At 33.3% G+C, this 13,404-nt stretch carries 13 protein-coding genes; 4 read left to right on the top strand and 9 right to left on the bottom strand.

Features of this window, described 5'->3' with window-relative positions:
- Positions 1–79: 79 nt before the first annotated feature.
- The 4 genes from AC9UEH_RS09815 to AC9UEH_RS09800 are packed head-to-tail and all read left to right on the top strand — an operon-like array spanning position 80 to position 5,166.
- Positions 80–1,795, top strand: a complete 1,716-nt coding sequence (locus AC9UEH_RS09815) for a multicopper oxidase domain-containing protein (RefSeq protein WP_509531250.1) — start codon at positions 80–82, stop codon at positions 1,793–1,795.
- Positions 1,796–1,797: 2 nt separating this feature from the next.
- Positions 1,798–2,421 carry a thioredoxin family protein gene (locus AC9UEH_RS09810; protein ID WP_509531248.1) on the top strand — a complete coding sequence of 208 codons (624 nt, stop codon included), beginning with the start codon at positions 1,798–1,800 and terminating at the stop codon, positions 2,419–2,421.
- A 14-nt stretch (positions 2,422–2,435) separates the two neighbouring features.
- Positions 2,436–3,782 (top strand): YHYH protein, encoded by a 1,347-nt coding sequence (locus tag AC9UEH_RS09805; protein ID WP_509531246.1) that lies wholly within the window; start codon positions 2,436–2,438, stop codon positions 3,780–3,782.
- A 4-nt stretch (positions 3,783–3,786) separates the two neighbouring features.
- Entirely contained in the window at positions 3,787–5,166 is a 1,380-nt protein-coding gene (locus AC9UEH_RS09800) for a YHYH protein (RefSeq protein WP_509531244.1), read from the top strand.
- Positions 5,167–5,232: 66 nt separating this feature from the next.
- Here the strand turns inward: AC9UEH_RS09800 and AC9UEH_RS09795 are convergent, their stop codons facing one another.
- From AC9UEH_RS09795 to AC9UEH_RS09755, 9 genes are all read right to left on the bottom strand, one after another.
- Entirely contained in the window at positions 5,233–5,661 is a 429-nt protein-coding gene (locus AC9UEH_RS09795; RefSeq protein ID WP_509531242.1) for a hypothetical protein, read from the bottom strand.
- 84 nt (positions 5,662–5,745) lie between these two features.
- On the bottom strand, positions 5,746–6,618 hold the full coding sequence (gene sucD / locus AC9UEH_RS09790; RefSeq protein ID WP_509531240.1) for a succinate--CoA ligase subunit alpha: 873 nt from the start codon (positions 6,616–6,618) through the stop codon (positions 5,746–5,748).
- Positions 6,619–6,713: 95 nt separating this feature from the next.
- Positions 6,714–7,076, bottom strand: coding sequence for a nuclear transport factor 2 family protein (locus AC9UEH_RS09785; protein ID WP_509531238.1), 363 nt, complete (start codon positions 7,074–7,076; stop codon positions 6,714–6,716).
- Positions 7,077–7,078: 2 nt separating this feature from the next.
- Complete coding sequence (locus AC9UEH_RS09780; RefSeq protein ID WP_509531236.1) at positions 7,079–8,008, bottom strand: UDP-3-O-(3-hydroxymyristoyl)glucosamine N-acyltransferase; 930 nt, start codon at positions 8,006–8,008, stop codon at positions 7,079–7,081.
- 99 nt (positions 8,009–8,107) lie between these two features.
- Complete coding sequence (efp, locus tag AC9UEH_RS09775; protein ID WP_509531234.1) at positions 8,108–8,674, bottom strand: elongation factor P; 567 nt, start codon at positions 8,672–8,674, stop codon at positions 8,108–8,110.
- 156 nt (positions 8,675–8,830) lie between these two features.
- Complete coding sequence (gene lpxA, locus AC9UEH_RS09770) at positions 8,831–9,616, bottom strand: acyl-ACP--UDP-N-acetylglucosamine O-acyltransferase (RefSeq protein ID WP_509531232.1); 786 nt, start codon at positions 9,614–9,616, stop codon at positions 8,831–8,833.
- Between the two features lie 71 nt (positions 9,617–9,687).
- Complete coding sequence (locus AC9UEH_RS09765; protein ID WP_509531252.1) at positions 9,688–11,076, bottom strand: bifunctional UDP-3-O-[3-hydroxymyristoyl] N-acetylglucosamine deacetylase/3-hydroxyacyl-ACP dehydratase; 1,389 nt, start codon at positions 11,074–11,076, stop codon at positions 9,688–9,690.
- 12 nt (positions 11,077–11,088) lie between these two features.
- Positions 11,089–12,108: a UDP-3-O-(3-hydroxymyristoyl)glucosamine N-acyltransferase gene (gene lpxD / locus AC9UEH_RS09760; protein WP_509531230.1), complete on the bottom strand. Its 1,020-nt coding sequence runs from the start codon at positions 12,106–12,108 to the stop codon at positions 11,089–11,091.
- A gap of 33 nt (positions 12,109–12,141) precedes the next feature.
- A complete protein-coding gene (locus tag AC9UEH_RS09755) occupies positions 12,142–13,377 on the bottom strand; it encodes an HD domain-containing protein (RefSeq protein ID WP_509531228.1) in 1,236 nt (411 codons plus the stop codon).
- Positions 13,378–13,404: the final 27 nt, after the last annotated feature.

Genomic DNA, 13,404 nt, shown 5'->3' with positions numbered 1-13,404 from the left:
ATAGACTAGTGATAGCAAGTATTACAGGAGTATGATTAAAAACGGATATACATAAAAATTTAAACCGAAATACAATATTATGAGAAAAATTATTTTATTTTCATTCATCGTTTTGAATTCATTTGCAATAAAAGCACAATACAATACTATGTCAATGCCACAAGCACTTTATGGCACAACTTTTAATTTGAATATTCACGAATCTACCAAACAATTAGTTACTGGAAATCAAACTATAACTGGATCTATTAACAATGAAACCTTTTGGGGACCAACAATATTTATCAATAAAGGTGATTTAGTACATATGAATGTTACTAATAGTTTAAACGAATCTACAACGCTGCATTGGCACGGGATGCATTTACCAGCTGTTATGGATGGTGGGCCACATCAAGTTATTCCAGTTGGAACGCTTTGGCAACCGTATTGGACAGTTATGAATCAAGCAGGTACATATTGGTATCACCCACATTTACACGAAATGTCGAAAGCACAAATGACGAAAGGAATAGGTGGATTTATTATAGTAAAAGACCCACAAGAAACGGCCTTAAATCTTCCTCGGACTTACGGTGTTGATGACTTTGTGGTAGCATTAACAAGTAGAAAATATACCTCTACAAATCAATTTGTTAACGGAACAGACGTTTATGGTGATTATATGTTAACAAATGGAACTCCAAACGCACAAATTACATTACCAAAGCAAATAGTTAGATTGCGTATTTTAAATGCTGAAATTGAGAGAGGATATGATTTGGGTTTTAGTGATGGAAGATCTTTTCAAATAATTGCTAATGATGGTGGATTATTGAATGCTCCAGTTACGGTTTCTAGAGTAAAATTAATGGTTGGAGAACGAATTGAAATTTTAGTAAATCTAACTTCGGATGTAGTCGGAACTAGCATTGATTTAAATTCGTATAATAGTGGCCAATTAACAGGATTTCCTGGAGGAGAACCGTTAGGAACGTCAAATGCATTTGGTAGTATGCTAAATAACATTACCTTTCCTGTATTACATATCAATGTTGGAACTACAAATACATCTCCAATAACATCTATCCCAACAACTTTAGCAAATAATGTGTATTGGACAACTTCAAATGCAACCGTTACAAGAACTATGGGAGTTACAGGTGGCGGGCCAAATCCATTTTATTTTGCCGCTTCGAATAATGCTACAGCAATTCCATTTGACTTAAATGTAATCAATCAAAATGTAATTCTAAATACTACAGAACAATGGACGATTACTAATAATCAAGGTTTTGGACATGCATTTCATTTACACGATGTAGAATTTAAAATAGTAGCAAGAAATGGTGTTGCTTCTCAAGTTGGAACTCACGAATCCGGTTGGAAAGACACCTTTTATTTACCAAGACTCGAATCGGTAACTTTTGTAGCTAAATTTGATGATTTTGCTGATAGCGATGTAAACCATCCTTATATGTATCACTGCCATTTTGCAGGTCATGAAGATTCAGGGATGATGGGACAATTTTTAGTTTCAGGAACAATGGGGACAAATTATAATTTACTATCAACTGAATTTAGTTTATTTCCTAATCCTGTAAATGACAGATTATTTATTAATTTAAAGGATAGTTCAACAGAAATATATTACGTTACGATTGCTACAATTACGGGAAGAATTGTTATGATGTTACCCCAACCAGAATGGCAAAATGGAATTGATATTTCATCATTAGAAGCAGGAGTATATACTTTTCAAATGATGGACAAACAAACCAAAAGCATAACGACTATAAAGTTTATCAAAAAATAGTCATGAAAAAAAAGTTTTTCTTATTATGCGTAATCTTAGTTTTATTTGCCCTGAGCAGTTTTACTTTTATTGAAAAGAGCAAAACCATATCTAATTTCAAATTAAAAAGCGCTACTACCAATAATTGGGTTTCGCTATCAGATTATAAAGATGCTAAGGGATTTATTGTTATTTTTACTTGCAATAAATGTCCTATGGCTAAATTTTATTCGCAACGATTGAATCAGATGAATGAAAAGTATAAAAAAATAGGTGTTCCTGTAATTGCCATAAATTCAATGGATACCTTGACTTATACGGAAGAATCTTTCCGTAGAATGCAACTAAAAGTAAAAAAAGAACAATTAAATTTCCCATATTTGCAAGATAAAAAGCAAAATATCGGTAAAGAATTTAAAGCATTAAATACACCTCAAGCTTTTGTTATTTGGAAAATTAAAGGTAAATATTTAGTAAAATATGAAGGTGCAATTGATGATAATGCAGGGGAAATAGAAAAGATAAAAAATCATTATTTAACGGATGCTGTAGATCTATTGTTACAAGGAAATGAAGTAAAAGTTCCAAAATCAGAATCTTTTGGATGTAAGATTTTTTATAGAGGAATTGAAGATAAAATGAGATAAATAAAAATAAAAAAATGAAACAAAAAACTACACTTTTAGGAATGTTATTAGTTGGATTTTCAATGTTTGCACAAACGAATCCTGTAATTACGAAATGGTTGCAAAATACTACCATTACAGGTCGACATTATGTTTCTGGAAACTCAACTCCTATTGTTGATGCTGCTATTGCAAATGTACAAAAAGTTCAATATTCTACTAGTTGGGTTTATGTTACTACAAATGGAATTCCTGCATACATTACAGGACCTTTTTTAGATGGAAATCCTTCATTAGCAACAACTCAATCGGCTGCAATATTTAAATTTCCTTTAAATCCTACTCAAAATACTGGTACAGCTACGGCTACAACTGGAGGAAATATAGGACTATTTAAAAATGGGGTGGCGCTATTTGATTATCGTGATGGGGTTTCTTGGAACAATGCGACAAGTGCAATTTGTGGAGGTCCTATAATGGGATGTACGGCGGGTGATGGCAAATGGAACAGAGATGCAGTCGTAGGCGAACGATTAGGTTTTGATTGTGCCAAAGCACACCCCGCAATGGGAAATTATCATCATCATCAAAATCCAAGTGCTTTTGGTCTCGATACAAATGTTATTTCAACTATTTGTGCAACCTATCCCTCTGACGGACTTTATGTTATAAATTCTGTTGAGCATTCTCCATTGTTAGGTTATGCTTATGACGGTTTCCCAATTTATGGGGCTTATGCCTATGCAAATACAAACGGAACTGGCGCAATCGTGAGAATGAAATCAGGTTATCAATACAGAAATATTACTGCCAGAACCATTTGGGCTGACGGAACAGATGTTCTTGATGGACCAGCAGTAAGCACAACATACCCATTAGGATATTTTCGAGAAGACTACGAATTTATTTCTCATTCTACAGATCCAAGTTATTTAGATGAACATAACGGTCGTTTTTGTGTAACTCCAGAATATCCAAGTGGTATTTATTGCTATTTTACAACGGTTGACACCAATCATAATTCTAGTTATCCTTATGTTGTTGGACCAACATTCTATGGAAATAAAACTGCAGCAAAAATTACAACAATAACAGAAACCGTTACTACATTAAGTACAAATGCTTTTTCTATAGCTGATTTCAAAATTACCATAGCGCCGAATCCAGCGCAGGATTTTATTGCTATTCAATCGCAAATGGCGGAAAATAATTTGAAAGTTGAATTGATTGATGAATTAGGAAAGGTGGTAAAAACAAGCCAAATTCTTCAAGGTAGTACGTTAAGTATTATTGAAACTGAAACTATTTATAACGGTATTTATTTTTTAAAAATATCCAACGGAACTGATGTCAAAACATTTAAGGTAATCATTGATAAATAATATTATGAAAATAAAATTCACTATAATCATAGCATTATTATTTGGGGCACCAGTATTTTCCCAAACAAATCCAATAATTACATCATGGCTTAGAAATACAACTGGAATAACTGGAAGACATTATCTAACAGGGAATTCTTCAATAATTACAGATTCTGCTATACCTGCCAATGTGCAAACCGTACAATATTCAACAACTTCAGCATATATAAGCACACAGGGAATTCCTTCTTTTGTGACAGGTCCTTTTTATAATAATCCCAGAACAGTAGCAGCAGTTCAAAATGCTCTTTTTAAATTTCCATTAGTGCCAGTTCCAAGTACTTTAGGTAACGTACAATCTCAAGCAACAGGAGCTGCAAACATTGGTATTTTTATTAATGGTGTAGCACTTTATAGCTACGGGGATGGTTTTTCATACAAAAATTCAACAGCAACTGATGCTCCAACTACAAATGGTGGTGATGGAGTTTGGAATAGAAATGGAGTTTTGGCGGAACGAGTAGGATTTGATTGTTCTAAAGGTCATCCAGATGCGCAAAGTCGTTATCATCATCATCAAAATCCAAGCGCCTTTAATATGGATTTAGTAGTACTTTCAACAGTTTGTTCGCCTTATGCATCGGACGGTTTATATGTAATAAATCCAAATGTACATTCCCCTTTATTAGGATTTGCTTATGATGGTTATCCTATTTATGGGCCCTACGGATATTCAAATCCTTTAGATGCAAATAGCTCAATTACTCGATTGAAATCTAGTTATAGCGCTAGAAACATCACCGTTAGAAATAATTATTCAGATGGTACTAATGTCATAGCCGGACCACCAGTGAATACCTCGTTCCCTATAGGATGGTATCGTGAAGATTATGAATATATAGCCAATTCTAACAGTGACTATTTAGACATTCACAATGGCCGTTTTAGTAAGACACCTGAATATCCAAATGGTATTTATTGCTACTATACAACCGTAGATTCTAATTATAATTCAACATATCCTTATGTAGTTGGCCCCTATTATTATGGGGTAAAATCTACAATAAATATGAATGCTCCAACAGTTACGCCGATAACGGAAACGGTTATTACATACAATCCAGTAATGGTGAATTCGAGTTTTGATCTAGAAAAATTAAATTTTAAAATTTATCCAAATCCCGTAAATGAAATGATTATCATTCAATCTAGCGAAATGATAACGGAAAATTTAAAAGCGGATTTGATTGATGAACAAGGAAGGATTGTTGCTTCAAAAGAGTTTTTACAAGGAAGTACAATTTGTTATTTTGAAACCGATACTATTTATAACGGTCTTTATTTTCTCAAAATAGCTTCTGATAATAATGTCAAAACATACAAAATTATCCTGAAAAAATAATTACTTTAAAAACAGAAAAGCTTCTTGATTAAGGAGTTTTTCTGTTTTTAAGAAGGTACTTTTTTACTAAAATGCCACATTCCATCTTGGTAATTTTGCGTTTTCATCTAAGAAATTTTGCAGAATTTGTCCTTCTATAAATGTCGGAATTACTTTATTTTTATCATTAAAAGTTTCATACCAATAAACTTCTAATCGGTCGATATTTTCTAATTTCATTTGAGCTGGCCAAGAATATTTCCTTCCAGTTTTGGCAAATTGATGACCATTTACAATTTTGTCATGCAAACCGCCATTTTTACTTTTCAAAGTACCGTCATTTTGAATGGTTCCCGAAGAACCAACCATAATTAGCTCTTTTTCTTCAGCATCGACAGCATATACAAGGAAAACGCCACATCCAAATTCAGATGTATTACACACTTCTTCTAAACTGTCATCAGTTGTAAATGTAAATTGATTTTTAACCTTGAATTTTTTTAATTCTTTATACATATTCTTTACTTTTTAATGTAATTATTTACAAAAAAATACCCCACGAAAACCCGTGAGGTATTTAATATTTTTTAGTTTTAGAGATTAACCTAAAACTTCTTTTACTTTTTTACCAATTTCCGCAGGAGAATCTACAACGAAAATTCCGCATTCTCTCATAATGCGTTTCTTAGCTTCGGCAGTATCATCGGCACCGCCAACAATAGCACCTGCGTGACCCATTGTTCGTCCTTTTGGAGCAGTTTCACCAGCAATAAAACCAACAACGGGCTTACGGTTTCCATCAGCTTTAATCCACTGTGCTGCATCAGCTTCTAATTGACCACCAATTTCACCGATCATAACGATGCATTTGGTTTCAGGGTCATTCATCAATAATTCAACCGCTTCTTTTGTAGTAGTTCCAATGATTGGATCGCCACCAATTCCGATTGCAGTAGTGATTCCTAAACCTTGTTTTACAACTTGGTCAGCAGCTTCATACGTTAATGTTCCTGATTTAGAAACAATTCCAATAGTTCCTTTTTTAAATACGAAACCTGGCATAATACCAACTTTAGCTTCTCCTGGAGTAATTACTCCTGGGCAGTTAGGTCCTATTAATCTGCAATTTTTACCTTTAATATATTGATTTGCTTTAATCATATCTGCAACAGGAATACCTTCAGTAATGGTAATAATTACTTTAATACCTGCGTCTGCAGCCTCCATAATTGCATCTGCAGCGAAAGCTGGCGGAACAAAAATAATTGTTGTATCTGCTCCAACTTGTTCAACTGCATCTTTTACCGTATTAAAAACAGGCCGGTCTAAGTGCGTTGAACCCCCTTTTCCAGGAGTTACACCGCCAACAACATTGGTTCCGTATTCAATCATTTGCGAAGCGTGAAAAGTTCCTTCGCTTCCTGTAAATCCTTGAACAATTATTTTAGAATCTTTATTAACTAAAACACTCATGATATATATATTAAATTGTTTTTTTTTATTGAGATGCAAAAGTAACGTATTGATACTTTAAAGAAAAGTATTTTAAACTTAAATTTTATAAAATTCTATATTAATTGACTCATCTGAAAACCACGGAACAATTTATCGTCTTTTAACTCCCAAATAACCATGAAATTTGCCAATAAAATGTCTTCTCTTGGATTTTCAACTGTCTTTACAGTGTGGGAATAGCGAACAGAAATTAGATTTCCTTCTTTAACAATGTGAGATATTGTGACTTTTGAACGAATATAAGACCTACTCAATTCAGATGCAAATTCAAGTAAATCTTCTCGTTTCATTTGGATAAAACCAGTGCTACTATTCCAATCTAAAATAACATCGGGATGCAAAAAAGTATCTAATACTTTTGGATTTATCAAAGCATCTGATTTATAAAAATTAAGTATACTCTTTTTTGAGCTCATAGTTATTTCAGTTTAAGTAGCATTTCGGGAATTTTCTTTATGTTAGCAAGCTGCTTTAATTTTTCACGAGATTCTTCTACTGGAGTTCCAAAATAACTTTTTCCTCCTTCAATTGATTTTGTTACACCTGTTTGACCTAAAACTACTGCTTTTGTTCCAATTGTAATACCGCTCGTGGTTCCAACTTGTCCCCAAAGCGTAACCTCATCTTCAATTATTACACAACCTGCAATTCCGGTTTGTGAAGCTATTAAACATTTTTTTCCTATAACAGTATCATGTCCAATGTGAACTTGATTGTCAATTTTGGTTCCTTCACCAATAGTTGTATCGCCTGTAACGCCTTTGTCAATGGTACACAAAGCACCAATTCCAACATTATTTTCGATAATTACTCGACCGCCAGAAATTAATTGATCGAAACCAGCTTCACGTTTTTTATAATAAAATGCATCTGCACCAAGAATTGTACCTGCATGAATGATTACATTATCACCAATTATTGTATGATCATAAATTGAAACATTAGAATGAATTAAGCAGTTTTTTCCAATTACAACCTGATTTCCCACAAATGTATTTGGCTGAATTATGGTGCCTTCTCCAATTTTAGCAGAAGTAGCAATGGAAACATTAGAAAACTGAAATGGCTTGAAATGATTCGTCAATTTATTAAAATCACGAAACGGATCATCAGAAATTAAAAGTGCCTTTCCTTCAGGACAAGCTACATTTTTATTAATTAAAACTATAGTCGCAGCTGATTGTAATGCTTTGTCATAATATTTTGGATGATCCACAAAAACAATATCTCCTTGCTCAACAACGTGAATTTCATTCATTCCATAAACTGGAAAAGTTGCTTCGCCAACAAACTCACAATCAATAATTGCGGCAATTTCTTGCAATAAGTAGGTTTTTGGGAATTTCATTTTTACTTAATCTTATTATGAATGCTATATTAAATTTATTGCTTTTTATTCTTTTTCAAAGACTTTAGACTTTAAGACATTTGACATTCGACTAATTTATTATTCCTTTACGCGTTCCATGTAAGATCCCGAAGCTGTATCGATTTTTATTTTATCACCTTCATTAATAAACAAAGGAACATTTACAGTTGCACCCGTTTCAACCGTTGCCGATTTTGTAGCATTTGTAGCCGTATTTCCTTTAATTCCTGGTTCTGCATACGTCACTTCAAGTACCACAGAAGCTGGCATATCAACAGAAAGTGGCAAATCAGTTTCAGTATTAATACTCACCATCACATTTTCACCTTCTTTTAATAAATCTGGTGAATCAAGAATACTTTTATTCAATGAAATTTGCTCAAATGATTCTACATTCATAAAATGAAATAAATCACCTTCTGGATATAAAAATTGAAATTTGTGATTTTCAACTCGCACTTCTTCGATTTTGTGTCCTGCAGAAAAAGTATTGTCCAACACTTTTCCGTTAGATAAACTTCTTAATTTCGTTCTAACAAAAGCGGGACCTTTTCCTGGTTTAACGTGTAAAAACTCAATGATTTTGTATATATCGTTATTGTATTTGATACACAATCCGTTTTTTATGTCTGATGTAGATGCCATATTATTTGTTTTTTTATTCCTCTCCCCGACCCTCTCCAAAGGAGAGGGAGACGAAAAGTGAAGTTGTTAATAGTTGAATTTTATTTAATTATTTGTTTTTTACTTTTAATATTTATAATCGCACTCCCTTCCCTTTGGGGAGGGCTGGGGTGGGGATTAATAATTTCCAGAATATCCTTTCATTACTCCTCTTGATGAATTTCTAATGAAATCTAAAATTTCATCGCGTTCTGGCGTTGCTTCCATTTCCGCTTCTATGATTCCAATTGCTTGGGTTGTATTGTAATTTTTTTGATATAAAATTCTATATATTTCTTGAATTTCTCTGATTTTTTCAGTGGTAAAGCCTCTACGTCTTAATCCAACAGAATTAATTCCGACATACGATAACGGTTCTTTTGCGGCTTTTGTGAATGGTGGAACATCCTTTCTAACCAAAGAACCTCCAGAAATCATTGCGTGATCTCCAATGTGAATGAATTGGTGAATTGCTGCCAAACCTCCAATAATTGCGTATTTTCCAACAGTTACGTGTCCCGCAAGTGCTACTCCGTTTACGATTATTGCATTGTCGCCAATATGACAATCGTGTGCAATGTGTGCCGTTGCCATCACCAAACAGTTGTTTCCAAGTGTCGTTTGCCCCGAAGCTATTGTCCCCCTATTAATAGTTACACATTCTCGAATAGTACAATTATCTCCAATAATTGCTAAAGAATCTTCTCCACCAAATTTTAAATCTTGGGGAACTGCCGAAATTACTGCACCAGGAAATATATTGCAATTTTTCCCAATTCTTGCGCCTTCCATAATAGTAACATTGGATCCTATCCAAGTCCCATCACCAATTACTACATTATTATGAATGGTCGTAAAAGGTTCAATTACTACATTTTTGGCAATTTTTGCTCCCGGATGAACGTATGCTAATGGTTGATTCATATTTTTTATTTAATCTATTTACTGCTAAAATCGATTAATCGAAGTAACGATTAATCAAATTACCAACAATATTATTGTTTTTTTGCAATTTGAGCCATCAATTCTGCTTCAGCAACCAATTTTCCATTGGCGTAAGCGTGTGCTTGCATGTGGCAAATTCCTCTTCTAATAGGCGTTATTAATTCACATTTAAATGTCAATGTATCTCCAGGTAAAACCTTATTTTTGAATTTTACATTGTCTATTTTCATAAAATAAGTCAAGTAATTTTCAGGGTCTGGCACCGTACTCAAAACTAATATCCCTCCTGTTTGCGCCATCGCTTCAACAATGATAACTCCCGGCATTACTGGCGCTCCTGGAAAATGACCTACAAAAAAACTTTCGTTCATTGTCACATTTTTCATTCCCACAATATGACTTTCCGACATTTCTAAAATTCTGTCTATAAATAAAAATGGCGGTCTGTGAGGTAAAATACTCATAATTTTATGAATATCCATCAAGGGTTCTAAGTTCAAATCATAAACTGGAACGTGATTTCTTTGTTCGATTTTTATAATTTTAGCCATCTTTTTTGCAAATTGTGTATTTACAAAATGTCCTGGTTTATTTGCTATTACCTTCCCTTTAATTCTTGTTCCAATTAAAGCCAAATCACCAATTACATCTAATAATTTATGACGAGCTGCTTCATTTGGGTAATGCAAAGTAAGATTATCTAAAATTCCATTTGGTTTAACCGTAATTTGATCTTTTCCAAAAGCACGTTTTAAATTTTCCATTGTGGATTCAGAAATTTCTTTGTCTACATATACAATTGCATTATTTAAATCGCCACCTTTTATCAATCCGTTGTCCAAAAGCGATTCTAATTCATGAAGAAAACTGAACGTTCTTGAGTCTGCAATTTCTTTTTTGAAATCAGAAATACACTTCATTGTAGCATTTTGAGTACCTAAAACTTTCGTTCCAAAGTCAACCATTGCAGTCACTTGATAGTCATCGCAAGGCATCACAATAATTTCACTTCCTGTAGTTTCATCTGCAAAGGAGATTACTTCTTTTACAACATAATATTTTCGGATTGCTTCTTGTTCAACAACTCCCGCTTTTTCTAAAGCTTCTACAAAATATTTTGAAGAACCGTCCATAATTGGCAGTTCCGAAGAATCTAATTCTATAATAACATTGTCCAAATCACAACCAATCAATGCAGCCAAAACGTGTTCTGGAGTTTGAATTTTCACTCCTAATTTTTCTAAATTAGTTCCACGTTGTGTATTTACAACATAATTTGCATCAGCTTCAATAATTGGTTCTCCTTCTAAATCAATTCTAACGAATGAAAACCCACTGTTAATTGGTGCAGGTTTAAAAGTCATTTTCACATCTTTTCCAGTGTGCAATCCAACTCCTGTAAGTGAAACTTCGTTATTTATGGTATTTTGTTTAACCATCATTTTTATAGCTTATTTACTGTTCTTTTTTAATTTTTCAATTTCATTTACAATTGTTGGCAGATTTTTGAAATGCACATACGATTTGTAATAATCTTTAGAATTTAACGAAGGCGTTCCTTGCAAAAATTCTCCATCTTTTGTATTTCTACTGACACCCGATTGTCCTTGAATACGAACATTATTACCAATTGTAATGTGTCCTGCAATTCCAACTTGGCCGCCAATCATACAATTGTGTCCAATTTTTGTTGAACCTGCAATTCCCGTTAATGCAGCTATAACAGTATTTTCTCCAATTTCAACATTGTGACCAATTTGAATTTGGTTGTCTAATTTAACTCCTTTTCTAATTATTGTTGAACCCATTGTGGCTCGATCAATTGTGGTACAAGCCCCAATATTCACATTATCTTCAATGATTAAATTTCCAATTTGAGGAATTTTACTATATGTTCCGTCAAGATTCGGTGCAAAACCAAAACCATCAGCACCTAAAACTGCCCCAGAATGAATCGCACAATTGTTTCCGATTTCTGTTTCCGAAAAAACTTTTGCACCCGCAAAAATAGTAACATTATTGCCAATGACAACATTATCTCCAATAAAACAATTCGGATGAATTTTTACATCATTTCCAATCGTTACATTTGTACCTATATATGCAAAGCTTCCCAAATAGAAATTATCCCCATATTTCACGTTTTCTGATAGTACCGAAGGTTGTTCAATTCCAACTTTATTTCCTTTTTCTTGAGCGTAAAATTCTAGTAATTTAGAAAAAGCAAGATAGGCATCCGCCACTTTTATAAGAGTTGTAGCTATCTCCCCTTCAGGAAAAAAAGTAGCGTTTACAATAGTTATTGTGGCTTTTGTAGTGTAAATATTATTATTGTATTTAGGATTTGATAAAAATGTCAACGCGCCTTCAACACCTTCTTCAATCTTGGTCAACTTGGAAACTTCAGCGTTTGGATTCCCCACTACTTCACCTTCTAATATCCCCGCTATTTGTTCTGCTGTAAATTTCATCTTGACAAAAATATAAAAAATAGATTTTAAATGTTAATTTTCAACGAGTTGTTTTGGAAAACAGATATAATATTTTGTCACTTGTTTAGATAATGACTTCAAATTCAATTGGTCAGACACTTCAACAACATCTTCAACGGTCATGTCTTTCTTCAAAATCCGAATAGGTTCCGCTTCAATACTGTACGCTTGATTTTTAATTTTCCCTTTAAATACAAAGTAATTTGCCTCTTGAATTGAAATATTATTTTCTTTTGAAAAAGCTGCAGTTGTTACTTCCAAAACTTCTTTTGAAAATTTCTCATTATTGAGTTTTATTTTTAATAAATCCCTGTTAATAATCATTTTACTTAAAGAACTTAAGATAAAATCGTCATTTTTCAACCACGATTTCAAAGCGCTAATAATATCAAAATCATCTAATTGTGCAAATTTATCTAAGGTTTCATTATCAAATGTTGCGAGTTCAACCTTATTTTGCATAAAAAACAACAACGGCTCACTGCAAGGTAAAATAATTCCTTTTTGTGTTAATTCTTTGGCTCTTTTTAGCACTTTCGTCAAAATTAATTCTGCTGCTAAACTCGTTTTATGAAAATAGACTTGCCAATACATTAATCGGCGCGCCATTAGAAACTTTTCTACCGAATAAATTCCTTTTTCTTCAATTACCAATCGGTCGTCAACAACCGTCATCATTTGGATTAATCTATCAGAACTGATATTTCCTTCTGCCACACCTGAATAAAAACTATCTCGTTTCAGATAATCCATTCTGTCCATATCCAATTGACTTGAAATTAATTGCAACATAAATTTTCGGTGGTAATCCCCTTTAAATACTTGAATCGCTAAACTTAATTTACCATCAAATTCTTCATTTAATTTATTCATAAACAACAACGAAATGGCTTCGTGATTCACGTCTTCAACAATGCTGTGTTCCATTGCGTGAGAAAAAGGCCCGTGACCAATATCGTGTAATAATATCGCAATTAATAACGCATTTTCTTCTTCATCAGAAATCAAAACCCCTTTAAATCGCAATACTTCAATGGCTTTTTGCATAATGTGCATACAGCCCAAAGCGTGATGAAATCGGGTGTGATGCGCACCTGGATAAACCAAATAAGACAATCCCATTTGAGAAATTCTTCGCAACCGTTGAAAATACGGATGCTGCACTAAATCATAAATAAAAGGATTTGGAATCGTTATAAATCCATAAATAGGATCATTCAGAATTTTTAATTTGTTGATTTGGCTCACGTTCTAATTGAATTTTGTGTTGCAAAT

The sequence above is a fragment of the Flavobacterium sp. genome (assembly GCF_040402835.1).
In the GTDB taxonomy this organism is placed as follows: Bacteria; Bacteroidota; Bacteroidia; order Flavobacteriales; family Flavobacteriaceae; genus Flavobacterium.
This window is presented reverse-complemented; position numbering and strand designations above follow the sequence as displayed.

Excerpts from the sequence above, each read along its gene's own strand:
- AC9UEH_RS09780 (WP_509531236.1), bottom strand. The coding sequence starts at position 8,008 with ATGAAATTCCCAAAAACCTACTTATTGCAAGAAATTGCCGCAATTATT.
- lpxA (WP_509531232.1), bottom strand. The coding sequence starts at position 9,616 with ATGAATCAACCATTAGCATACGTTCATCCGGGAGCAAAAATTGCCAAA.
- AC9UEH_RS09810 (WP_509531248.1), top strand. The coding sequence starts at position 1,798 with ATGAAAAAAAAGTTTTTCTTATTATGCGTAATCTTAGTTTTATTTGCC.
- AC9UEH_RS09815 (WP_509531250.1), top strand. The coding sequence starts at position 80 with ATGAGAAAAATTATTTTATTTTCATTCATCGTTTTGAATTCATTTGCA.
- AC9UEH_RS09795 (WP_509531242.1), bottom strand. The coding sequence starts at position 5,661 with ATGTATAAAGAATTAAAAAAATTCAAGGTTAAAAATCAATTTACATTT.
- AC9UEH_RS09765 (WP_509531252.1), bottom strand. The coding sequence starts at position 11,076 with ATGGTTAAACAAAATACCATAAATAACGAAGTTTCACTTACAGGAGTT.
- AC9UEH_RS09800 (WP_509531244.1), top strand. The coding sequence starts at position 3,787 with ATGAAAATAAAATTCACTATAATCATAGCATTATTATTTGGGGCACCA.
- AC9UEH_RS09805 (WP_509531246.1), top strand. The coding sequence starts at position 2,436 with ATGAAACAAAAAACTACACTTTTAGGAATGTTATTAGTTGGATTTTCA.
- lpxD (WP_509531230.1), bottom strand. The coding sequence starts at position 12,108 with ATGAAATTTACAGCAGAACAAATAGCGGGGATATTAGAAGGTGAAGTA.
- efp (WP_509531234.1), bottom strand. The coding sequence starts at position 8,674 with ATGGCATCTACATCAGACATAAAAAACGGATTGTGTATCAAATACAAT.
- sucD (WP_509531240.1), bottom strand. The coding sequence starts at position 6,618 with ATGAGTGTTTTAGTTAATAAAGATTCTAAAATAATTGTTCAAGGATTT.
- AC9UEH_RS09785 (WP_509531238.1), bottom strand. The coding sequence starts at position 7,076 with ATGAGCTCAAAAAAGAGTATACTTAATTTTTATAAATCAGATGCTTTG.